Source organism: Saccharospirillum sp., from assembly GCF_039982735.1.
Taxonomy (GTDB): Bacteria; Pseudomonadota; Gammaproteobacteria; order Pseudomonadales; family Natronospirillaceae; genus Saccharospirillum.
Genome location: NZ_JBDWXV010000023.1, coordinates 1 through 21098 on the forward strand (window position 1 = coordinate 1; position 21098 = coordinate 21098).

Here is a 21098-nt window from a genome sequence, read left to right on the forward strand (position 1 = left end):
GATGCGGTAAATCGCCAACAGCCTGAACTCCCTTTGCATCCCAACAGTAGATCTCAAGACTCTTCAGGAACCCAAGCGAACCAAGGAATGAGAGGTCTTCGCCTTTAAACCCATAGTAATCGCTAAGGCGCAGAGCGCATAGTCCGTGGTGCTGCATATAGGATGCGACTGACGGATCCCAATCTCCTTTTAGGATAAGAACCTCACCGATACCATGTTCATCTTGGCGGATCTCAAAATCAGTCACGTGCTAGACCTTCATGCATAACGCCAGCAATAAACGGCGCCCTGACAAGGGCGTCCGGTGGAGGCCGAAGGCCGGAACGAATTTAATTGCCTTGTTATGTGGTGACAGGCACGCACGGCTATTCCTGAAATTCCCACGGTATTTCCTTTTTGAACAGCTCAATTGCTTGCTCTACAAGTGCCAGATCTAGATCCTTCTGGTAAAGGGTCACTTCTCTGACTTTTTTCGTGTCATCGCGGAAAACTTCCAAAAGCATTTCGTCGCCAGAGTAAACCTCTATGCCGATCCCATCCCGTCCCGAGACATCACTTGCTATGACGTACCTTTCGACTTTGGGGAACTCATCATCCATACTCGTCACTCATCAGAGGTACCCACATAACGCCGCCAACACGTGCAGCTTGTAGTGAAGGCTAAGCCGTAACGAAAAAGCTGTCGCCGTGATTGGCCTTGTTATGCACTCTCTGGTCTTAGATTCTGCGTGGCTAATATATCACCAATATCCCAAAGGTTTCTAAGACTAGCCAGATCTCCCAGGCTGTCCCGCTCCTCCTGAGTCAGTGGTCGTCTACTTTCATAGCCTTCTATCATTGATACTCTTGCCGGCTTAGGCAAAGAACAAGAAATAGCAAGGTCATAAGCACGCCAGCCGTACGCACAATGGTCAAAGTCAAAGATAGTAAGTTCATTTCCACGAAAGTGAATATTACCTAAGTGCATATCCGCATGAATAATGCCGAACTTGCTGCCGTCTGTTCCGATACTGTTGATGCGCTCTATGTATCGATCGATTGGCTCTAGTTTCTCCAATACATATAGGCCATACTTTATTTCTTCATTGGCTTCAGCGCATTTCTCTCCTTCAGATATCAATCGTATTGGTTCATCTACCAAGTATTTCAGATCTAGTTTGTAACGTTCATACTCAGATTCAAAAGAATCTGCAGCCAGGTGCATATTCGCCATAGCTATGCCCAATTGGCGGCCTTGGTTGATCGTCAAAGAACCCCTACTGAGTAAAACGCCTTCAGCGTAGTTAAACAGTGCAAAGACTCTCTGACCCGAACGAAGCTCCGTCACACCCAATAAATCGCCACATGAAGTGGGCACTACATTTGCAACCGGAACACCCTGCATATGCAAATGTTTAACAAGGTTGAGTTCAAACCGATAAGCGTCATCAGACTCTACGTAGTACTTTCCATTCAAATACATACGGAATATGAATTTCTGGCTTCCGGTATCCAAGAGATATGTGTCATTGAAACCACGCTTTATATGCATGCAATAGTCGACATCACCGAAATCATAATGCTTTCTGATAATCTCAAGGGCTTCTTCTGCAGTTGCTACAGTGCTAGTAATATTATTGTTGGTCATTTAATTTTCATGGCCTCGTGCCCTTGCATAACGTTTGCAGCAGTTGCGCGGGCTTTCTCGCGTCAACTGACTGGGTTTGTTAAGGAATTCAGACGCCATAACGGATAAATTCCATTTCCGTGGTTTTATATAGTTCAGTTTCGATAACTATCTTTGTACTGGCGATAGCTTTGATGGCTTTTAACCAAAACTCTTTAGCTCCGGTGTTACTTGGATGTACTCTAGTAATCCACCTTCCTGGGTGCTTCGATGCAGATATTTTAAAAGCCTGCTCTCCAATGCCTTTACGTTTGTACTTTCGTAGCACAAAGAATTGTCCCATATCGAAGCACTCTTCGTCTTCCGGGTATTTTCTAACCAAGGAAAAACCTGCAATTTCACCATCCACTTTAATCAAATAAGGAAAGTGATTTGGTTTAGTCCAATAATCACTTAAGCCAGTTACTGAATCATGCACCTCAAATGTTCCATCGCTATGAGGTGGCCAACCAGTGTATTCAGTCATGTCGTATATGTAGTACTGAAAAAGGTTTTTTACATACTCAAAACTTTCAGCTGGCACTAATGTAATGTTCATGACTTCCTTAACGCCTGCAACAGCGGCCGAGCGTAGCGAGGTCCAGGCCCGAAGGGCCGATGCTGCTTGCACTTGTTACGTGTTTAGCCTTGCTCGAAGCCGATTTAGTAATTTTAGTTGCTCTTTATAGAGCCTGTTCCCCTCGGTACCCTCAGGGTGATTTTTACATTTAATATTGATTCGATTTTCCTGTTCTGAGACAAACTTTTCAATTGACTTTATTTTATTTCGAAGAGCGACTATATCTTTGTACTGGTCGTTATTCGATGCTAGAGATATCTTTAGCAAACTTCGCAAATCGCTCTCAGATAACTCCTGAAACCCGTAGCTGATCTCTGCACAAGTTATGATGATAGGCTTATCGAACCCATATACCCATATTTGTACTTCACTTCCTTCGATTTCAACTCCATCAATTTCGTACTCTTGAGCTTTGACTTCCTCGAGCTCTACTTGGTTAGAGATTGAATAATCATACCCATAGAGATTAATGGCCAGCACCGGGGTGCAGCCTTCTTCAAAAGCATTCCACGACAGCAGCCGAATAGACAGGTCATTATCTTTTGATAAGAGGTCTACTAAATGGCCGCAAAAATTTCTTAGTTTCTCAGCACTCATGACACGTAACGCTGAACTTTGCGGCAATTTTGGAGTGGCGAAGCCACGGAAAAATTGTCCGACAACAGTGACTTGTTAGGCCCGCGGAGGGGCTCCGAGGAAGCTGCCCTTGATCTCGTACTTCCCTCCAAACCCGTGTGGGCCTTTCCAATAAACCGATAATAGCTTGAATAAACGACGACCATAGGCGGCCATCAACCATTCATATTTCTCCCAAAGCCCCTCATCGAGGGTGGATGGCTGAGCACTGGTCTCTTTGCTTAGCGCACACGGATACCTAGCCCAAGATTCATTGCCATCCTCAAATGCTTTCAGAGTGCCCCGACCCTTTGTCTTGTATGGGATGTTAGTAGATTTTTCTGCGAGATCAGTAAGTTTGTGGGACTTCAGAAATTTTGAGAGCTTGCCGTTAGAAATCCAACCCGGGTTCTCGTAAACCAGGAATGCCTTAATCGCATTCTCCAGGGCAAAGGATGCTAGGAGAAAGGTTGATCTGTTCGTATTGTCCCAGCTGGCCTTGTTTCCAGACCTATAATCATGATGTGTGAGATGCCCTTGACCAAAGCTTCGCCTCATTTCGACAGCCTGCCCGTGAAGATCGTCAGCGACCAAGAACCAGCTGTGTGGGCATGCTAATTCTACGAATTCCTCATTGGTCATCATGTTCCCTGATTTTTGATTGACTGCCTAACGTTCCTAAACTACGGCGAAATCGCGCGCAGCGTGATTGAGTCCAAGCCCAGTTTGCGCAGCAAACGTTTTTGGGCTGAGTAGCTTTGGTTTGTTAACTATTTGATTGCCGCCAATGTTAAGTATGAGAGCAACCATGAAATACCGACAAACAAAACTAACAAGCTTACAAATATTGCTCTTGGCCATCGAAACATTAATATTCGTCCCAGCTTAGTTTTATTAATCATGAACGGTAATACTAAAACTATTAGAACAATCGCGTAACCTAGGTAAAAACCTTCGATATCTCTTTCAGAGAAACCAGCGTAAAAACCGCCAAAAGCAATTAAGCTCATCAAGGCGAAATACAGGCCATGTCCACGCCTTTCGCTTAACTTCTTCCGATTTAGCTTCTTAAGTTCCTTTTCCGTATACAACTTCATATATAGTTAACGCCCGGCTCACGCGCCGGTTTGGAGCCGCAAAGCGGCGGAAAATCGGTCGCTGTGCAGCCGATGGTTATGCCTTGAATTCGCGGACGACCTGCCAATACTCATTAACCGCTGCGCTAGCCTGCGGCACTTCGCTCAATTCGCGCGCCAAACGAGTTCTCAGCCCAAATGAGGTGTTATGTGGGCATGGCCAAACTTTCGCGGATTCACCTAGACAGTGAATCGCAGCGGCTGTATTGCCACGCTTCAGTTCAGCGATACCGAGTCTTGTGAAGGCGGCATTGTACCCGCATTGTCGAGGCTCATATGAAAGCCCATCCGTGCGTATACGAATACGAGCAAAAAGTCCTGCGGCTGTCCACAGCCTGAGCTTCTGCGAAAGCGATCCAGCAAGCGACAGGATAGAATGTAACATCACACCTACCAGCATGTGCGCTTGGCCAACTTGCAAACGTGGATCATCGATGAAGTCTGGTGCCTGCGAATGATCGTGCGATTGCATCCAAATATGGAATTGGCGTGCAGCTGAAATAGCTTCCTTTACATCCTTAGGCTGCATCGGATTCCTTTTGTGCATAACGTTTGCAGCAGTTGCGCGGGCTTTATCGCGTCGACTGCCTGTGATTGTTAAATATCGACGAGCCGGAACCCATCACACTCTAATTCTGATTTAAATACCCAGCTTGGAACATTCCCTGAAGTATTTAAGAAAATGTAACTCAATATACCTTCAACAGTGCTAGATGCCAGCCCCCATGACTTATTACCCGCTGATTCGACATGCTCGTGAAACTTCTCAGGGTTAGGATGGAGAAAGAAATCTCGGTAGTTTTTCAAGAGTTCGGTAAGGTTTTGCCACAACTTAGGCTCTTCAGAATGTAGTGGCTTCAAATTAAGCTCTTCAATTAATACTTTCAGTGCAGTCTTAACTGACCTCAATTCAGAGCTCATCAACTTTTCAAAGCTTTCGAACTTCGAGTATCTTGCTTTCAGTGTTGAATGTTCAGCATCCCAGAGGATATAAAGTTGAGCTGAGCAAAACGACAAAAGAGCGCTATAACTGTAAACATAGTTACAACTCATCAACCCAAAAAGTGCTTCATCAATTTCAACACTTTCATCTTTCGTCCCTATCTTTGTTCTAGTAACGGAACGTGCAATATCTAAATATGACTTCGTAACGTTTACTAGCACATTGCCTCCATGAATATTTAACAGTTTCTTCATATTAACTTTTACATATGATCCAGGCTGATTTTAAAGCCAGTTGAGGACAAACCATTGTAAAACCCCATTTTAGAGCGGTCTAAGTGACACGACCACCTTCAATTTTACAAATATCAAACCACAAAAACCTTTAAAAGTGTTGGATATCCAGGATAGTCCGATAGTTTTGTCGCATATCCACGGCTATATCCTGGATATGCGTCATCAAAATCACCCTTTTGTGATCGATTTCATGGCCTTGAAACCCCAGGTCTGTATAAATACCCAGCACTTTAGTTGATAGGTGCAATACATGGATGTACCAAAACCCGTGTCTAGCCAGTCGTCGCGCTTTATGGACCAGTTTGTTATTTTTCTACGCTCACGTGGGCTCGCGTACCGGACCGAGAAAACCTATTGCCAGTGGGTTCGCCGGTTTATTCGGTATCACAAATTTTCCGAAGCCAGCCAAATACAGGTAGAGCATATTGTTCCTTTTCTAAATCACCTTGTGGCTGATCGTCAATGTTCAATCAACACCCAACGTACTGCGCTAAACGCCCTGGTGTGTCTATTCAGAGAATTTATGCAAATGGAAGTCGGTGAGCTGATGTTCGACCATGCTCGTAAGCCGCGGAAGCTGCCAACTGTGCTCAATGGTGGTGAGGCCCAGGCAGTAATTGCTCAACTTAGTGGGAATCATCGGCTGCTGGTCCAACTCATGTATGGCAGTGGCTTGCGCGTAATGGAAGCCGTCAGACTTAGAGTTAAGGATATCGATTTTTCCAATGGCGGCTTATTTGTTCAGGAAGCAAAAGGGGGCAAAGCCCGAAGAACACTGTTGCCTAACCGGTTGACACCTTTACTGAAAGAACAGGTCAGCCAAGTTGCTCGTTTGCATGCAACCGATTTGGCTGCAGGGCGCGGCAGTGTCTATTTACCGGACGCATTGGCCCGAAAATACCCACAAGCGCCGGATGAACTTGCTTGGCAGTATGTGTTCCCGGCAAACAAGTACTCCATAGATCCACGCAGCGGTGTGGAACGCCGACACCATATTGGGGAGCACCAAATCCAACGGGCCGTTAAGATTGCTTCACGTAAAACCGGTATCAACAAACGAATCACCTGTCACACGTTCCGGCACTCATTTGCCACGGAGTTGCTACGACAAGGCACTGATTTACGGAATATTCAGGAAATTCTGGGGCATTCTTCGTTGGAGACGACTCAGATCTATACCCACGTTGTGGGCTTGCATGAGAGAGGTATGGTGAGCCCAGTGGACGTCGATTAGATTCGCTACCGCCCGGCCGGTTACAGGGCGCACCAAGGTATAAAACGGGTTGTTTGTTCACCATGGCATTAGGTGACGAAGTTGGCAAGTATTTATGTTTCAAAGGTGTCGTTTGCGCCCCCTTCTTCCCAAGGCCCTTCGACGGGCTCAGGGCGAACGGTGGGAGGGGGCTGTGGTTTGTTTGCTTCCTGTCGCCCAGGGGACTGGCCTCCTACTGGGAGAGTTGTGAGGAAGAGAGTTGGGAGGTGGGCGTTTATGTCGGGGCTTCCCCAAATGGCCAGGCTTCTTGTACGTCGGCCCACTCTGGTAATGCCGGCAATGCCCCTGGCCGGCTTACCGCTACAGCGCCACAGGCAGCCGCAAAGCGCGTGGCCGCTTCCCAGTCGCTCTCACCGAAGGCGTCCAAATCACGGCCGTTCAGTGCCAGTAGCAGGCCGCCGGTGAAGGCGTCGCCGCCGGCTGTGGTATCCACGGCTTTTACTTTGGGCGGGTTTACCCGGTATTGGCCTTTGGGGGTTTGAATCTCAATGGCTTCGGCACCGTCGGTAATGAATACGGCCCGGGCGGTGGTTAGCCAGTCGGCTAACTCGAAACCATTGGCTTCTATCCAGTCGGCTTCTTCTTTGGAGACCTTGATGATGTCGGCCATGCGCAGGAAGCGCTGAATCATCTGCGCGTCTACCTGGCGGTTGGGCCAGAGGTTGTGGCGCAGGTTTACGTCGAAGCTGATGACGGTGTTCTGGGCACGGGCTTTGGTAATGGCCGCCTGGGTGGTTTCGGCGATGTATTCGTCGGTTAGGGTGTTGGAGCAGAAGTGGAAGATGCCGGCGCCTTCGAAAGCTGCGTTGGGCAGGTCGGAAGGGGTCATCACTATGTCGGCGGAGCCCTGGCGCAGGAATTCGAAGCTGCGTTCGCCGCTGTCATCCAGAAATACATAAGCCAGAGGTGTGTGGGCGGTTGGGTGCACGCCCAGGTAGCTCATGTCGACGTTCAGCTGCTTCATGGCATCGGTCAGGAACTGGCCGAACCGGTCGTCGCCCACCTGGCCCACAAAGCGTGCGGAAGCCCCCAGGCGGCCGACCGCGGCGGCTACGTTGGCCGGGGCGCCGCCCGGGTATTGGCGGAACTCTGGCAGGGCGAAGCCGCCTTCGTGCGCGGTGTTGAAGTTCAGAAAATCGATCAGTAATTCGCCAAAACAGAGAATGGGCTTCATAGGGCTGCGGTCTCGGGGGTTGGGCTCCCGGGTTTTGGGGAAAAACAGGCCGGGAGGGATTATGTTGTTTTATTACATTTTGGCTATTGTTGCAGCCTGGGGACGGTTAATAAACCCTTTTCCCTTCTTTCGGGTCCCACCCGGTTTATGATGGGCCGACACAGGTGCACGCCCCAGGGCGGTATTGTTGCCCCGCCCGCCTTAATGCTGGCTTTGTCATTGCAGAGTCACGGTTCGGCCTCATCATCTTTGCCAGACCATTTATACTCATTGCTGTGTTTTTCTCAGGAAACCAAACGTGTCCAGTTCGATGGAACTACCCCGATATACCAAACTTGAAGAATGGGCCAACAGCCTGACTCACGGACTCGGCGCCATGCTCTCAGTCGCGGGCCTGGTCATTATGGTGGTGCTGGCATCCCTGGAAGGGGATGCCTGGAAGATCGTCAGTTCGGCCATTTTCGGGGCCACACTGATCATGCTCTACAGCGCCTCAACGCTCTATCACGCCATTCAGAGCCCACGTATTCGCGGCATTATGCAGCGGCTGGATCACATCGCCATTCTGTATCTGATCGCCGGTACCTATACGCCCTTTACTCTGGTGACCCTGCGCGGGCCCTGGGGCTGGACGTTGTTTGGCATAGTTTGGGGGTTAACGCTGTTTGGTACGGTGGTGCATCTGACTCAGCTGCGCCGTTTTCACGGGTTAATGGTGGCGTTGTATCTGGTGATGGGCTGGTCGGTGGTGCTGGCGATGAAGCCGCTGCTGGACGCCTTGCCAACCACCGGGTTGTGGCTGCTGGTGGCGGGCGGTTTGTCTTACACCCTGGGTGTGGTGTTCTATATGCGCAAGAGCTGGCCGTTCAACCATGCCATCTGGCATCTGTTTGTGCTGGCCGGCAGCGTGCTGCATTTCTTTTCGGTGGTATTTTTCGTAATTTTGTAACGCGAGGGAAAGGGCTTAATAGAAAGAAGAGAATGCAGCCTGCTCAGGCTGCGCTGAATTCTACGTTGGCGACGGCGTCGGCCTCGTATTGACGCAACAGGGATTTGCACAGCTGGCCGCAGGCGCCGCAATCGGTCGCTACACCCAACTCACGACGCACGTCGCTGTAATCAGCGCCCTGAATCGCTTGTTCTTCGATGTCTCTGTCGGTCACGCCTTTGCATAAGCATACGTACATATCGGTTTGCTCTGTGCCTGTTGTGTATCGTTAACAGAATACTAATGCGAAGGATTATCATTGACAAGGGAAATGTTCTGTCAGGTGGTAATATTTTGTATCCGGTGCCCTGCCCGATTCTTGACGCTGCCTTTTAGGCTCTCCCGTCGTTGTAAAACCCCAAAAAAAGGGCCGCGGATTGCTCCAACGGCCCAAAAGGTCTGCTACCAGCACGTCTGAAAAGTGTTTAGTCGCTAACTGCGTCTTCTTTAATGGCGTTGCGCATACGGTGGCGCAAAATGGGGCCAATCAGGTAAGGCAATATCAGCCCCAGCCCGGCTACCAGCCAAAGGCCGACCGCCAGCGGTGTACCCCACAGAATGCCCCAGTTGCCATCGGAGATGATCATGGCGTGGCCGAGGTTTTTCTCCATTTCGGGGCCGAGCAACATGCCCAGAATAATCGGCACCAGCGGCATCTCGAGCTTGCGCAATATGTAGCCCGCCACCCCAAAGGCGACCATGAAGTAAAGGTCGAAGGTGCTGTGGCTGATCGAGTAGATGCCCACGAACGCAATCATCGTCACCATGGGCAGCAGGTACATCGGTGGTACCGAGAGGACCTTCACGAACACGCCAATCATCGGGATGTTCAGCACCAACAGCAGCAGGTTGCCAATCAGCAGGGCGGCAATCACGCCCCACACGATGTCGGCGTTCTGGGTGAACATCAGCGGGCCGGGGGTGATGTTGAGTGAAATCAGCATCGCCAACAGCACGGCCGTGGTACCACTACCGGGTACACCCAGCGTCAGCATGGGCACCAGCGCACCGGAGGAGGCACCGTTGTTGCCGGCTTCCGGAGCGGCCACACCGCGCATGTCGCCTTCACCAAAACGGCCTTTCTTGCCCAGGGCTTTCTTTTCCAGCGTGTAGGCAATAAAGCTACCCAGAGACGCACCGGCACCGGGCAACACGCCCGCCACGAAACCTAGAATGCCACCCCGGAAAGTCGTCGGCAGAATGCTGTAGATGTCTTTCATGCTCAGTTTCAGCTTGCCCACCTGAATCAGCGCCCGGCCTTTGCCGGCACGCTCTTCAATGAACAGCAGCAGCTCGGAGATGGCGAACAGACCGACAATGGCCAGAATAAAGTCGATGCCTTCGTACAGTTCCAGCACGCCGAAGGTGTAGCGCTGAGTGCCGGTGGAAATGTCGATGCCGACGGTCGAGATCATGATGCCGAGCGTGGCGGCCACCACGGTTTTCATCGGGTTCTTGCCGGTAATGCCGCCCAGGGTGGCAAAGGCCAGTACGAACAGGGCGAAGTACTCGGCCGGGCCGAAGGTCAGCGCGAACCGCGCAAGCACCGGGGCCAGTAGAATCAAGCCCAGCGTGCCGATTAATCCGCCAATGAAGGAGGCAATGGCAGACACAGCCAGCGCTTCGGCGGCCTTGCCGTTTTTGGCCATAGGGTAGCCGTCGAGACAGGTCATCATCGCCGGTTCGTCGCCGGGAATGTTGAGCAGAATCGATGAAATACGGCCACCGTACATGGCGCCGGCGTACACCGAGGTGAGCAGAATCATCGCGGACTCTGGCGGTAACCCCAGGGTGAACGCCAGCGGAATAAGAATGGCAACGCCATTGGCTGGGCCCAGGCCCGGCAAAGCGCCAATCAGGGTGCCCAGGAAGGCGCCACACAAGGCCAACATTAGGTTGGTGGGTGTCAGCGCAACGGCGAAGCCTTCCATCAAGAATTGCAGGGTTTCCATCAGTCAAACTCCAGCAAGCCACCGGGCAGGCTTAATTCGAGTAGGTTGTTGAACAACAGGAACACCGATACCGCGCTGATCACACCGACCAGAAACGCCGCTCTCGGCTTCGCGCCCATGCGCCAGCACAGCGTGCCTACGGCCAGCGTGGTCGCAATCACAAACCCCAGCGTTTCCAGCACGAAGGCGTACAACACCAGGATGACCATGGCGCCCACCAGTTCAGCGGCGGTGCGGCCCATGGGCCAGTGTGCATCGGGGTCGGGCTTGAACATCAGGTACAGGCTCGAACCGGCCAGTATGAAGGCCAGAATAGTCGGGAAGGTCTCGGGGCCGACGGCCTCGTGGCCGCCAAACGGTGGCGGCCACTGCTGTGCGACCCAGCCGTACGAGACGGCCAGGACGAACAGGGCGAGACCCAGAAAGCGGTCTCCAAACGAGGTCATCTCAGCAGCCCTATTTCACGAGACAGGGTTTCAATATCGGCCACTTGCTGGGTAACAAAGGCTTCGAATTCATCCGCAGGCGGGTGGAAGGGGATCAGGCCATTGCGGGCCATTACCGCTTTCCATTCATCGCTGGCATAGAGCTCATCGATGGCGTTTACCCAGTATTCCTTGGCTTCGTCGTCGGCATCAGCCGGCATGTAGAAACCGCGCCAGTTCGGGCCCAGAGCATCGATACCCTGTTCACGTGCGGTCGGGATATTGTCGAACTTGCCCGGCAAGCGGTCTTCCGCCAGCACGGCCAACACGCGCAGGTCACCCGAGTCGATAAAGCCCGTGGCTTCAGAGATGTCGCCGGTAAAGGCATCGACATGGCCACCGATAACCTGAGTCATGGCTTCGCCGCCGTTGTTGTACGACAGGTAAGGAATGCTCGGCAAGGAACCGGCACCGGCTGCTTTGGCGGCAATCAGCACTTTCAGGTGGTCCCAGCCACCGTTGGCGCTACCACCGGCAAACTTGACACTGCGTGGGTCGGCTTTAACCGCGTCCATCAGGTCGTTCAGGGTTTCATAGTCGGAATCCTGACTGACGGCGATGATGCCGTAATCAGCACCCAGGGCGCCGACCCATTTCACCATGCCGGCGTTCATGCCCGGGAATTGCTGTTGGGCCAGTCGGGTGGTGGTTGCGGTCGAAGCGGCGACCAGGAGTTTGTCGTCGCTGTTACGCTTACTGATGGTGTGTGCGAAGGCAACGCCACCGCCAGCACCGGCCATGTTGGTGGTCTGTACCGAACCCGTCACCATACCCAGCTCTTCCAGCACGTTACCCACGCTGCGGCAGGTAAAGTCCCAGCCGCCGCCCGGATCAGCCGGGGCAATGCATTCAACTCGGCCACTGGGTTCCCAGGCCATAGCGGATACGCTGAACGCCGCAGCGGCCAGCAAAGACAAGGATTGCTTGAATTTCATGATGGTCTTCCTCTGCTTTTGTTGTTGTATTTCTACTGTGATTCCCGGGCACACTGAGCGTGTTGTCCCGGTTCGAAGCAGAGGCTAGGCGCGTGGGTGTTTATTGAACAGATTGTGGTCGTAATGCCTTTAACGTACTTAAAGGACGTTTTGTTCATAAAGATCACGCGAAATCAGACGTCAGCTCGGTTAGGCTAGCGGAACTATAAAAAAACACCGTTTCCGGCCGCACCGGAAACGACTATGCGCACTCACAGGCAGAAACGCAGGCAGAACCCCTTCTCGTGTTTAAACGACTGAAACTCAAGACCCGAATGATTCTGGTGCTGGGTCTGGTCAGTGCCATTCAAACCGGCATCATCGGCGGCTTTGCCTGGTACTACCTGAGCGCCTCGCTGGACGAACAGATCGGTCAGCGCGCCCTAAACGTGGCCAAAACCATTGCCGCCACACCGGATATCATTCGTGGTGTGCAGACGCGTGATGTCGAGTCGCTGAACCAACTCAGTCAGAAACTGGCCAACACCAACGATGCCCTGTTCATCGTGATTGGGGACCACAACAGCATTCGGCTGGCGCACCCGAACCCGGAACGGCTGGGCTACTCCATGGCAGACGACGATGGCGACGACGGCTCCATCGCGTTGATTGATGGCCAGGGCTACGTCAACAAGGCACTCGGTAGCCTGGGTCTGTCGATGCGTGGCAAGGCGCCCATTTACGATATGGTCGGCGAGGACATCATCGGCATTGTCTCGGTCGGTTATTCGCTGGACCAGGTACGCTCGACCATCGCCCGGTATAACCTGGTGCTGTATCTGGTCATGGCCGTGATGCTGGTGGGCAGTGTGGCGGTGGCCATTATTATTGCCGGGCGCTTCAAACGCGCCATTTTTGGCCTGGAGCCGGAGCAAATTGCGCGGCTGTTTGAAGAGCGCGACGCGACGCTTCAGTCGGTGCGCGAAGGCATCATCGCGGTGAACAGGGAAGGCATTATCACCACCATTAACCGCACCGCGGTCGATAGCCTGGGGCTGGAATCGGATAAACCCCTGGCCGGTCGGCCCATTGCCGAGGTGCTGCCCGACAGCGGTCTAATGGCCGCGCTGGAACGGGGCGAGCCGGAGTTCGACCAGGAAATCTGGTTGCAGGGCCGACACATGATCGTGAACCGACTGCCGGTGAAACAGGGCGCCAACATCATCGGTGTTGTGTCGAGTTTCCGGCTGCGCGACGAGCTCGATCAAATCAGCCGCCAGCTCACTCGCATTCAGCAATACGCCGATACCCTGCGCAGCCAGACCCACGAATATTCGAACAAGCTGCACACCATTGCCGGGCTGATTCAAATTGGCGCCACCGAGCAAGCCATGGCGTTAATCGGCAGTGAAGTGCACGACCACCAAACGCTGATTCACTTACTGCTCGATGCCGTGCCCGATCCGGTATTGGCCGGCTGCATTCTCGGCAAATACAACCGCGCCCGGGAAATGGGCCAGACCCTGGTGATCGACCCGGACAGCCACATGGCCGACGTACCCGTCCAATTGCCAAGAGACCAACTGGTCAGCGTGCTTGGCAACCTGATCGATAACGCACTCGAAGCCACGCGCCGTCACCGTGGCGAAGGCGGCCAGGTGCAACTGAGCATGACGGATCTCGGGCTGGACCTGATTTTTGAAGTGGAAGACCAGGGCCCGGGCATCAGTACGGAAGAGGAAGCGCGAATGTTTGAAAAAGGCGTCACCAGCAAACCGGACAGCGGCCACGGATTTGGCCTGTACCTGGTACGTCAGTTTGTTGAACGTTGGGGCGGGTCGGTCACGGTCGAAAATCTGGCTAAAGGCGGCAGCCGGTTTACACTGTACCTGCCCAAGCAACCCCTTAACCCGATGGGGGCCGCGCAATGAGAACGATCAGACTGTTGATTGCCGAAGACGACCGTCAAGTCGCCGAAATTCAGCGCCGCTTTATCGAGCGCATGGACGCAATTGAACTGGTTGGCATTGCGCATACCCTGGCGGATGCCCGCGACCTGATCGATGTGCTAACGCCCGACCTCGTCTTGCTCGATGTTCACTTCCCGGACGGCAATGGCCTGGAACTGCTGCGCGAACTGCGCGCGGGCAACAGCCACACCGACATTATTCTGATCACCGCCGCGCGCGAGGTAAACACGGTGCGCAGCGCACTGCACGGCGGTGTATTCGACTACATTCTGAAGCCCCTGGTGTACGAACGGTTGGAAGAAGCCCTGAACCATTTTCGCGCCCACCTGGATACGCTCGACAGCCTGCACAATGTGGCGCAAAAGGAAGTCGATTTACTCTTGCCCAGGGGCCACGCGGAAAATCCGGTCGATGAACCGGTGCGGTTACCCAAGGGCATCGATGCGCTCACGCTCGATAAAATTCGCCACGTCGTGGAAACCGGCGACTGGAGTGCCGATGCCGTTGGCCAGCGCATTGGCGCATCACGCACCACGGCCCGGCGTTACCTGGAATTCATGGTCAGCACTGGCGAACTCAGTGCCGAGGTGAATTACGGCACCGTGGGCAGGCCCGAGCGTCGCTACCGCCACCTGAGCGCCTAAACGGCGAGTGAGCAACCCCGATGCCGATGCCTTATACTGATACACACACCCTCATGTAAAGAGACCCCTGTGGACGGCAAATCCCTACTGATCCTGTTGTTTGTGATCATCGCCGGCGCCTGGATCTGGCACCACCTCGGCCTGCGGCAGATTGCCCTGCACCATGCCCGCCGCGCGGCGAAAAAAGAAGGCGTACAAATGCTCGACGACAGCATTTACCTGCGCCGCATGCGCCTCGCCCGATCGACCGAGAGCATCATCGCCTTTCAGCGCATGTATCAGTTTGAATTCAGTACGGTAGGAGACCGGCGGTTTCTGGGCTGGGTGATTTTACGCGGGCGGCGACTGGAATCGATACATTGGCAGCCGTACGTTGAAGACAAAATTATCCACTAGCCACGTCAGGATTGGTGGCTAATTTGGCTGTGTCGTCAGAACCCGCGGAGGATGGCAGGGATATTCCTGCGGGGGCGCCGTGAATACATCCGTGTAGGCTTAACTTCGGCATCCATGCCTCAGATACCCCCGCATGAGTATCCCTGCCACCCGCCGCTAATCCATAACGCCCTTCAAAATCCAATAACTACTACAACATACTGAGCGACAGACTCTGCAGGTCGACACCTTCAGCACCATCCGGCAACACTTTAGAAATACGCAGCGGCACCTGGTCTTCTTCGGGGGTCAGTTTGGCCAGATCGATGCGTGGCCCGAGCAGATAGCCGGTGTCGTTGGGAAGCAGAATCTGCACCACGGGTAACAGGCGCTGGCCCATGCGGGCCTGAAGTACCACGGCAATGGAGTCGTCGGTCATGCGCACCAGAGTGCCCGGGGTGACCCAGCCCATGAATTGAATAAAGGCTTCTACTACCGTGCCTTCGAACTGGGTTTCGCGTTGCTGCCAGAGAATGCTCAGGGCTTCGTGGTGGGAACGGGCGGCATCGTAAACGCGGTGCGAGGTGATGGCATCGTAGGCATCGACCACTGCAACCAGGGCGGCCATGGCACTGTATTCGCCGGCTTTCTTACCGTTCGGGTAGCCGCGGCCATCCGGGCGTTCATGGTGATCGAGCACGGCGACTGCCACGTCAGCGGGCACGTCTTTGTCGGTTCTGAGCAGGTCGTAGCCCAGTTGTGAATGCCGCTTCAGATGGTCGAATTCTTCCGGCGTGAGTCGCCCGGGTTTGTTCAGAATATCGTGATCGACCCGCATTTTTCCCAGGTCGTGTAGCAAGCCGGCAAGACCGGCGTGTTCGACGTCTTTGTCATCCCATTCCAGGGCACGGGCCAGGCCCATCGATAAAATAGCGACGTTGATGCAATGCTGGGCGGTGTAGTTGTCTTGCTGTTTTATGCGCGTCAGCCAAACCAGCGCCGAGAGGTTTTTATCGAGCGTGGTGGCCAGGGCCGAGACGGCACTTTTCGCGGCTGTAACATCGAGCGGCCCGCCCCGGGTGATGGTGTGAATTAACCGGCGCGCTTGCTGATCGAGCCCGACGTAACCGCGCAGAGCCGCTTTCATGGCCGGTTGGGTGACCCGGGTATGGCGCAACCGGTTGATGGGGTGTTTGGCGTCGCTGGCGGCGGCCGAGACATTCAGCGACGCCGTCAGCGGTTTGCCCGGGCTGATCGAAGGCGGGCGCCGGGGCGCAAGCACCTTGCGCAGGCTGCGGTTCAGGTCGACCACAACCCAGGCGCAATGGCGTTCGAACCAGGCTTTGTTCTCGGGGGTTTCAATCATCACGCCCTGCATCAGAAAAGGCGATTCACTCCAGTCGCGATCCATACGCGCCACAAAATGCCCGACCAGCAATTCGGCCGGGTGTATCCTCGCCTGATGTTCCCACAAGGGCTCGGCATCCTGTGTAATGGGGCGTGACGGCTCTTTCATGAACAGTCAGTCTCGTCACCGTTCCCAACGGAAAACGCACGGGTCAACACTGCGCACATAGTGTTCGGATTCTCCATTGAACAAGTATTGCTCCATTCCAGCCCGATCGGGTTCACTTGCCAAACACCCTGTACGAGCCGTACAGACCTCCCTGCTTTCCGGTTAAACGCAACCTGAAAACGGTTACAACAATAGCAGTGATTGCCCTGGAAATCAGTCGAGGAATGTAACCCGGCGTTCGTGCAGGAAGCCTTGTCAGTCAACAATCCGACTAAAGTAGCAGCGTTTTGTGCCAAAAAACCCTCGACAACCGGGCGTCGCTCACCGACAGTCGAGCTATGGCCAGCCCGGTCCCGATCACCGGTCGCAACCGGCTTCACGCAAGCCGGGTTGGACTGATCACATCGCGACCGGGTTGGCCGCTCACCACAACCCCGCCTCGCAATTCTCTGTGGTTTTTCACCTAAAATGCGATTAACAGGCAAAAAACCGGTAAAAACAGCCAGGTTCGGCGTATTCAATGCTCCCTCAATGCGCTAAAGTCTTGCTCCAGCCAAGGGCTCGGTGAGCCTCAGCTTCAATGACCCAGCGTCATTCATCACCTTTACCGATAACCAATCAGGATGCATTCATGGTTAAAAAAGCCACTGCCATCAAAGAACGTTACACCAAGACTCAAATCGTCACCGAGATTGCCGAAAACACAGAACTGACCAAAAAAGACGTCCAGGCTGTACTCGACGAACTGTCGGATCTGATGGAACGTCACCTGAAAAAACGCGCGTGCGGCGAATTCGTATTGCCCGGCCTGATGAAAATTCAGTCAGTCAAAAAACCGGCCCGCAAGGCACGCCCGGGTGTGAACCCTTTCACCGGCGAAGAAATCATGATCGCTGCCAAGCCAGCCAGCACCGCCGTAAAAGTGCGTCCGCTGAAAAAGCTGAAAGACATGACCAACGCCTAAGGCGATGTCTGCGCCAAGGCTTTGACTTAACGCCCGGTTAGCCGGGCGTTTTTGTGTCTGTCTGCGACCAATGGGAAGGCTCTTTGCAGGTTGTTATTGCATCAAATCGCAGTTCGGTGCATGGTTTCCCCGTGCAGGCATTTATGCTGTTTTTGCCTGGGAACAATAAAAATAACCCTAGGATCACGCCTATGAATCTCTGGTGGTTAATCACCTCTAGCGTGCATTGCAGTTACGACGAGCTTAAGCGCCGCCAATGCGTCGCCCTCGGATGGGCCGAAATCGGCTCCCTGGAAAAGTATCTGAAAGACAAACCCGGCTGGGAACGTCAGTTCAAAACTCTGGTGCAGGTGCGGGGCAATCTTGCCTACGCGCGAGACAAACGCTGGACCGAAACCGCCAGTGCACTCAGTGGCGTACCGTCGTTACTGTGGTCTCTGTTGCAAATGCGGGCCGGTGATTTTGTCGTGGTCATGGAGTCGGGCAATCAGTTAACACTGGGCCGGCTGGAAGTGCGGGGTATAACTCAGCTTACTGAGGATGGCATGACCAGCTACAGCTTCGAAGAAGGCGTACACCATGCGCACCAGATCAGCAAAGGCCTGACCTGGGTCGACTGGGACCGGGCGCATCTCGGCGAACTGGAAATGCCCAAACAGTCTTTCTTCTCCCTGCTGCAAGACAACGAACAGCTCGAAACCGTGAAGCTTGCCTGGGAACAGCGAACGCAACGCTGACTCTGGGTCAGGGTTCTACAGGCAACGATTCCCGCGTGATCAAATGCGTTGGAATCCGGATGCTGCGCGGGCTCTGCAACCGATTTGCCCGATGCGCCAGGCTCACTTCAATGGCGCGCCGTGCCATGTCTTCGGGGGATTGAGCGGCCGTGCCAATCAGGTTCGGATGATTGGCCGCCAGCGCCGCCAGCACTTGGTCGGAGCCGTCGACAGAGGTGATCAGCACATCCTCCCGGCCAGCCATCGTGGCGGCTTCTGCAGCCCCCAGGGCACTGGGGTCGTTGATGGCGAAGACACCGTTGATGCTGGGGTGCTGGCTTAACAGAAAGGTCATGGCTTCGAGGCCGCCACCGAAGGTGCCACCGGCATTGAAACGGTCACTGACCAGTCGGATACCTGGATAGTCTTGCAGTGCCGCGCGACAGCCGGCGACTCTGTCAGTCACCGACGAGACGCTGGCGCCGTTAAGAATACCCAGGTCACCCGTCCCACCCATGCGCTCAGCCAAATACCGACAAGCCACCATACCGGCCTGAACGTTGTCCGTGGTAACGCTGAGATCGGCACCCTGGGCGTCGATGTCCACCGCGGTTACTGTTATACCAGCCTGGCGTGCCTGGTGAATTGAAGGCTCAATGCCAGTGGAATCGGCCGCAGAGAGCAGAATGATATCCACCCGGTCGTCGATGAAACGCCGGATCTGTGCTTGCTGGCGCTGCAGATCGTAGGCGCTGGAGACCACCGTCATGTTGACCGGTTGGGCCGACTGATCATTGGCCGCATCTTGCAGGTGCTGCGCCAGGGCGTAGAAAAAGGGGTTGCCCAGATCCGCCAGGCTGACGCCCACCCGCAGTGTGTCGGTATCGGCCCTGACAACCGACTGCCCCGCCAGCCAAAAACTAACCAGGCACAGCAACATGACCAGCGTGCGTTTCATCGTGTGATTCCTCGTGTCGGGTTCAGGCGGCATCAACCTCGACCGCACCGGTCATGATCGCCACCGCGTCCGACATGCTGTGGGTATCTGGCTTGATCACGGCGGCACGCTTGCCCAGGCGGTGAATGTGAATGCGGTCGGCCACTTCAAACACATGCGGCATGTTATGGCTGATCAGCACCACAGGCAAACCACGATCGCGCACATCGCGAATCAGGTTCAGTACCCGGCGCGACTCTTTCACGCCCAGCGCCGCTGTCGGCTCGTCGAGAATCACCACCTGGCTGCCAAAGGCAGCCGATCGTGCCACCGCTACCCCCTGGCGTTGCCCACCCGAGAGTGTTTCCACGGCCTGGTTGATGTTCTGAATGGTCAGCAGCCCCAGTTGGCTCAACTGCTCGGTGGCCTGCCGTCGCATTTCTGCTTTATCGAGCATGCGGAACACTGACCCGAGTATGCCCGGTTTGCGCAACTCGCGGCCGAGAAAGAGGTTATCGGCGATGCCCAGCGCTGGCGATACGGCTAACGTCTGGTAGACGGTTTCAATACCCAGGCTGCGCGCGTGCATGGGGTTCTTGAACTGAACGACCTCGCCGTTCATGCGGATCTCCCCGGCGTCCGGCACCAGAGCACCAGAGAGCGCCTTGATCAGTGAGGATTTGCCGGCGCCGTTATCGCCGATCACCGCCAGCACTTCACCGGGGTAGAGTTCGAAGTCGGCACCATCGAGAGCGGTGACGCGGCCGAAGCGTTTGACCAGGCCCTTGGCCTGTAAAACCGGGGTTGGCTGGTTCATGCGGAAGCCCTCCGTATCCATTGATCGATGCCCACGGCCACCAATATCAGCAAGCCGACGGTGAATTCCTGCCAGAGCACATCGACCCCGGCCAGTGCCAGACCGTTGCGGAAAATACCCACGACCAGTGCGCCAATGAGCGTACCGACGATGGAGCCGCGCCCGCCGAACAGGGACGTACCGCCAATCACCACGGCGGTAATGCTGTCGAGGTTCGACATGGTGCCCACCTGGGGGCTGACCGAGCCGATGCGGCCAATCATCAGCCAGGCCGCCAGACCACAGATCACCCCGGCAACAATGTAAACCGACATCAGCACGCGCTGGGTTCGAATACCGGCCAGTTCAGCGGCGTCTTTGTCGTCACCGGTGGCATAAACATGGCGACCCCAGGCGGTCCAGTTCAGGGCGTACCAGACCAGCCCGACCAGGGCGATCATCATCAGCGAACCAAAGGTGATGCGCGCGCCGAACACCGAGAAGGAATTACCGGCCCACTGCAACAACGGCGCCACCGCTTCGATGTCTTGCGAACGAATGGTCTGGCTGTTCGAGTACCAGAGGTTCAGGGAAAAGAAAATGTTCCAGGTGCCCAGTGTTACGATGAAGGGCGGCAACTTTATTTTTGTGACCAGGGTGCCGTTGATGGCCCCGCAGACCGCGCCGCAAAACAGGCCTAACAGCAGCGCCATCGAGGGTGGCAACCCGAAATCCACCGCCAGCCGGCCCATGACCACGCTCGACAACACCATGATGGCACCCACACTCAGGTCGATGCCCATGGTCATGATGATCAGCGTCTGGCCCACGCCCAGGGCACCGATAATGGTGACCTGCTGCAGCACCAGCGACAGGTTAAAGGGTGTTAGAAAACGCTCCCCGGCGATCAGGGAAAACGCCAGCACCGCGGCGATCAGCACGATGGCCGGTGCGGCGGTTGGATTGGCGTGAAAGAAGCGGTGAATGCGTCGTGGCCAGTCCAGCACCTCGTCGCTGCGCATCGCAATGGACCCACCCACCGAGTCGGTGACCCGCTCATGGTCGGTCGCTCCGTGTTGCCGGTTGGGTGGGGTACCTTGATTGGTGTGTTCAGTCATAACGCCTCCCGGCGACCACGCCGCTCATTACAACGACGTGGCCCGCACGGATAGTTAGTGG

Annotated in this window: 24 protein-coding genes; 7 read left to right on the top strand and 17 right to left on the bottom strand. The window is 54.6% G+C overall.

All coding sequences use genetic code 11. The features are described 5' to 3' along the window. The 8 genes from ABJT94_RS18910 to ABJT94_RS18945 all read right to left on the bottom strand — a co-directional run. Window positions 1-247, bottom strand: a 247-nt coding sequence (locus tag ABJT94_RS18910) for a hypothetical protein (protein ID WP_348483122.1), incomplete at its 3' end; no start/stop codon positions are given. 118 nt (window positions 248-365) lie between these two features. After that, complete coding sequence (locus ABJT94_RS18915; protein ID WP_348474289.1) at window positions 366-599, bottom strand: hypothetical protein; 234 nt, start codon at window positions 597-599, stop codon at window positions 366-368. 101 nt (window positions 600-700) lie between these two features. Continuing rightward, window positions 701-1627 carry a phosphotransferase gene (locus ABJT94_RS18920; protein WP_348474290.1) on the bottom strand — a complete coding sequence of 309 codons (927 nt, stop codon included), beginning with the start codon at window positions 1625-1627 and terminating at the stop codon, window positions 701-703. Window positions 1628-1715: 88 nt separating this feature from the next. Beyond that, window positions 1716-2204, bottom strand: a complete 489-nt coding sequence (locus tag ABJT94_RS18925; RefSeq protein ID WP_348474291.1) for a GNAT family N-acetyltransferase — start codon at window positions 2202-2204, stop codon at window positions 1716-1718. A gap of 75 nt (window positions 2205-2279) precedes the next feature. Beyond that, window positions 2280-2822 (bottom strand): hypothetical protein, encoded by a 543-nt coding sequence (locus ABJT94_RS18930; RefSeq protein WP_348474292.1) that lies wholly within the window; start codon window positions 2820-2822, stop codon window positions 2280-2282. 75 nt (window positions 2823-2897) lie between these two features. After that, on the bottom strand, window positions 2898-3485 hold the full coding sequence (locus ABJT94_RS18935) for a hypothetical protein (RefSeq protein WP_348474293.1): 588 nt from the start codon (window positions 3483-3485) through the stop codon (window positions 2898-2900). Between the two features lie 528 nt (window positions 3486-4013). Then, window positions 4014-4505 carry a hypothetical protein gene (locus ABJT94_RS18940; RefSeq protein WP_348474294.1) on the bottom strand — a complete coding sequence of 164 codons (492 nt, stop codon included), beginning with the start codon at window positions 4503-4505 and terminating at the stop codon, window positions 4014-4016. 68 nt (window positions 4506-4573) lie between these two features. Then, a complete protein-coding gene (locus ABJT94_RS18945; RefSeq protein WP_348474295.1) occupies window positions 4574-5173 on the bottom strand; it encodes a hypothetical protein in 600 nt (199 codons plus the stop codon). Between the two features lie 292 nt (window positions 5174-5465). Here ABJT94_RS18945 and ABJT94_RS18950 point away from each other — a divergent pair, with 292 nt between their 5' ends. Then, on the top strand, window positions 5466-6449 hold the full coding sequence (locus tag ABJT94_RS18950) for an integron integrase (RefSeq protein WP_348474296.1): 984 nt from the start codon (window positions 5466-5468) through the stop codon (window positions 6447-6449). 253 nt (window positions 6450-6702) lie between these two features. Here the strand turns inward: ABJT94_RS18950 and ABJT94_RS18955 are convergent, their stop codons facing one another. Continuing rightward, window positions 6703-7662 carry a carbohydrate kinase gene (locus ABJT94_RS18955; RefSeq protein ID WP_348474297.1) on the bottom strand — a complete coding sequence of 320 codons (960 nt, stop codon included), beginning with the start codon at window positions 7660-7662 and terminating at the stop codon, window positions 6703-6705. 298 nt (window positions 7663-7960) lie between these two features. On the opposite strand from ABJT94_RS18955, the gene ABJT94_RS18960 reads away from it, so the two are divergent. Beyond that, the gene (locus ABJT94_RS18960) at window positions 7961-8611 is read left to right on the top strand and encodes a hemolysin III family protein (protein WP_348474298.1); all 651 of its coding nucleotides are present in this window, start codon (window positions 7961-7963) and stop codon (window positions 8609-8611) included. Between the two features lie 43 nt (window positions 8612-8654). Here the strand turns inward: ABJT94_RS18960 and ABJT94_RS18965 are convergent, their stop codons facing one another. The 4 genes from ABJT94_RS18965 to ABJT94_RS18980 all read right to left on the bottom strand — a co-directional run bounded on the left by ABJT94_RS18965 (window position 8655) and on the right by ABJT94_RS18980 (window position 12022). Then, window positions 8655-8849 (bottom strand): (2Fe-2S)-binding protein, encoded by a 195-nt coding sequence (locus ABJT94_RS18965; protein ID WP_348474299.1) that lies wholly within the window; start codon window positions 8847-8849, stop codon window positions 8655-8657. Between the two features lie 226 nt (window positions 8850-9075). Next, window positions 9076-10602: a tripartite tricarboxylate transporter permease gene (locus tag ABJT94_RS18970; RefSeq protein WP_348474300.1), complete on the bottom strand. Its 1527-nt coding sequence runs from the start codon at window positions 10600-10602 to the stop codon at window positions 9076-9078. Continuing rightward, window positions 10602-11048, bottom strand: a complete 447-nt coding sequence (locus ABJT94_RS18975; protein WP_127559232.1) for a tripartite tricarboxylate transporter TctB family protein — start codon at window positions 11046-11048, stop codon at window positions 10602-10604. The genes ABJT94_RS18970 and ABJT94_RS18975 overlap by 1 nt, the downstream gene beginning before the upstream one ends. Next, window positions 11045-12022: a tripartite tricarboxylate transporter substrate-binding protein gene (locus tag ABJT94_RS18980; protein WP_348474301.1), complete on the bottom strand. Its 978-nt coding sequence runs from the start codon at window positions 12020-12022 to the stop codon at window positions 11045-11047. Before ABJT94_RS18980 ends, ABJT94_RS18975 begins: the two co-directional genes overlap by 4 nt. 284 nt (window positions 12023-12306) lie before the next feature. Between ABJT94_RS18980 and ABJT94_RS18985 the strand changes: the two genes are divergently transcribed. The 3 genes from ABJT94_RS18985 (at window position 12307) to ABJT94_RS18995 (ending at window position 15011) form a co-directional block, all read left to right on the top strand. Then, window positions 12307-13932, top strand: coding sequence for a sensor histidine kinase (locus tag ABJT94_RS18985; protein ID WP_348474302.1), 1626 nt, complete (start codon window positions 12307-12309; stop codon window positions 13930-13932). Next, window positions 13929-14615 carry a response regulator gene (locus tag ABJT94_RS18990; RefSeq protein ID WP_348474303.1) on the top strand — a complete coding sequence of 229 codons (687 nt, stop codon included), beginning with the start codon at window positions 13929-13931 and terminating at the stop codon, window positions 14613-14615. The genes ABJT94_RS18985 and ABJT94_RS18990 overlap by 4 nt, the downstream gene beginning before the upstream one ends. Window positions 14616-14684: 69 nt before the next feature. Further along, entirely contained in the window at window positions 14685-15011 is a 327-nt protein-coding gene (locus tag ABJT94_RS18995; protein WP_348474304.1) for a DUF3301 domain-containing protein, read from the top strand. Window positions 15012-15201: 190 nt separating this feature from the next. On the opposite strand, the gene ABJT94_RS19000 is transcribed toward ABJT94_RS18995, so the two are convergent. Continuing rightward, on the bottom strand, window positions 15202-16506 hold the full coding sequence (locus tag ABJT94_RS19000) for an HD-GYP domain-containing protein (RefSeq protein ID WP_348474305.1): 1305 nt from the start codon (window positions 16504-16506) through the stop codon (window positions 15202-15204). A gap of 631 nt (window positions 16507-17137) precedes the next feature. On the opposite strand from ABJT94_RS19000, the gene ABJT94_RS19005 reads away from it, so the two are divergent. Together ABJT94_RS19005 and ABJT94_RS19010 are read left to right on the top strand one after the other, a co-directional pair. Further along, complete coding sequence (locus ABJT94_RS19005; RefSeq protein ID WP_213678812.1) at window positions 17138-17470, top strand: HU family DNA-binding protein; 333 nt, start codon at window positions 17138-17140, stop codon at window positions 17468-17470. A gap of 191 nt (window positions 17471-17661) precedes the next feature. Further along, the gene (locus ABJT94_RS19010; protein WP_348474306.1) at window positions 17662-18207 is read left to right on the top strand and encodes a hypothetical protein; all 546 of its coding nucleotides are present in this window, start codon (window positions 17662-17664) and stop codon (window positions 18205-18207) included. 7 nt (window positions 18208-18214) lie between these two features. Here ABJT94_RS19010 and ABJT94_RS19015 read toward each other — a convergent pair whose 3' ends face one another. Genes ABJT94_RS19015 through ABJT94_RS19025 form a run of 3 tightly spaced genes read right to left on the bottom strand, consistent with a single transcriptional unit; the run spans window position 18215 to window position 21037 of the window. After that, on the bottom strand, window positions 18215-19144 hold the full coding sequence (locus tag ABJT94_RS19015) for a substrate-binding domain-containing protein (protein ID WP_348474307.1): 930 nt from the start codon (window positions 19142-19144) through the stop codon (window positions 18215-18217). 22 nt (window positions 19145-19166) lie between these two features. Continuing rightward, the gene (locus ABJT94_RS19020) at window positions 19167-19940 is read right to left on the bottom strand and encodes an ATP-binding cassette domain-containing protein (protein WP_348474308.1); all 774 of its coding nucleotides are present in this window, start codon (window positions 19938-19940) and stop codon (window positions 19167-19169) included. Next, window positions 19937-21037: an ABC transporter permease gene (locus ABJT94_RS19025; RefSeq protein WP_348474309.1), complete on the bottom strand. Its 1101-nt coding sequence runs from the start codon at window positions 21035-21037 to the stop codon at window positions 19937-19939. Before ABJT94_RS19025 ends, ABJT94_RS19020 begins: the two co-directional genes overlap by 4 nt. Between the last annotated feature and the right edge of the window lie 61 nt (window positions 21038-21098).

Bases quoted from the DNA above. Each gene is read 5' to 3' on its own strand.
- ABJT94_RS18915 (WP_348474289.1), bottom strand. From the start codon at position 599: ATGGATGATGAGTTCCCCAAAGTCGAAAGGTACGTCATAGCAAGTGAT.
- ABJT94_RS18920 (WP_348474290.1), bottom strand. From the start codon at position 1,627: ATGACCAACAATAATATTACTAGCACTGTAGCAACTGCAGAAGAAGCC.
- ABJT94_RS18925 (WP_348474291.1), bottom strand. From the start codon at position 2,204: ATGAACATTACATTAGTGCCAGCTGAAAGTTTTGAGTATGTAAAAAAC.
- ABJT94_RS18930 (WP_348474292.1), bottom strand. From the start codon at position 2,822: ATGAGTGCTGAGAAACTAAGAAATTTTTGCGGCCATTTAGTAGACCTC.
- ABJT94_RS18935 (WP_348474293.1), bottom strand. From the start codon at position 3,485: ATGATGACCAATGAGGAATTCGTAGAATTAGCATGCCCACACAGCTGG.
- ABJT94_RS18940 (WP_348474294.1), bottom strand. From the start codon at position 4,505: ATGCAGCCTAAGGATGTAAAGGAAGCTATTTCAGCTGCACGCCAATTC.
- ABJT94_RS18945 (WP_348474295.1), bottom strand. From the start codon at position 5,173: ATGAAGAAACTGTTAAATATTCATGGAGGCAATGTGCTAGTAAACGTT.
- ABJT94_RS18950 (WP_348474296.1), top strand. From the start codon at position 5,466: ATGGATGTACCAAAACCCGTGTCTAGCCAGTCGTCGCGCTTTATGGAC.
- ABJT94_RS18955 (WP_348474297.1), bottom strand. From the start codon at position 7,662: ATGAAGCCCATTCTCTGTTTTGGCGAATTACTGATCGATTTTCTGAAC.
- ABJT94_RS18965 (WP_348474299.1), bottom strand. From the start codon at position 8,849: ATGTACGTATGCTTATGCAAAGGCGTGACCGACAGAGACATCGAAGAA.
- ABJT94_RS18970 (WP_348474300.1), bottom strand. From the start codon at position 10,602: ATGGAAACCCTGCAATTCTTGATGGAAGGCTTCGCCGTTGCGCTGACA.
- ABJT94_RS18975 (WP_127559232.1), bottom strand. From the start codon at position 11,048: ATGACCTCGTTTGGAGACCGCTTTCTGGGTCTCGCCCTGTTCGTCCTG.
- ABJT94_RS18980 (WP_348474301.1), bottom strand. From the start codon at position 12,022: ATGAAATTCAAGCAATCCTTGTCTTTGCTGGCCGCTGCGGCGTTCAGC.
- ABJT94_RS18990 (WP_348474303.1), top strand. From the start codon at position 13,929: ATGAGAACGATCAGACTGTTGATTGCCGAAGACGACCGTCAAGTCGCC.
- ABJT94_RS19000 (WP_348474305.1), bottom strand. From the start codon at position 16,506: ATGAAAGAGCCGTCACGCCCCATTACACAGGATGCCGAGCCCTTGTGG.
- ABJT94_RS19005 (WP_213678812.1), top strand. From the start codon at position 17,138: ATGGTTAAAAAAGCCACTGCCATCAAAGAACGTTACACCAAGACTCAA.
- ABJT94_RS19010 (WP_348474306.1), top strand. From the start codon at position 17,662: ATGAATCTCTGGTGGTTAATCACCTCTAGCGTGCATTGCAGTTACGAC.
- ABJT94_RS19015 (WP_348474307.1), bottom strand. From the start codon at position 19,144: ATGAAACGCACGCTGGTCATGTTGCTGTGCCTGGTTAGTTTTTGGCTG.
- ABJT94_RS19020 (WP_348474308.1), bottom strand. From the start codon at position 19,940: ATGAACCAGCCAACCCCGGTTTTACAGGCCAAGGGCCTGGTCAAACGC.
- ABJT94_RS19025 (WP_348474309.1), bottom strand. From the start codon at position 21,037: ATGACTGAACACACCAATCAAGGTACCCCACCCAACCGGCAACACGGA.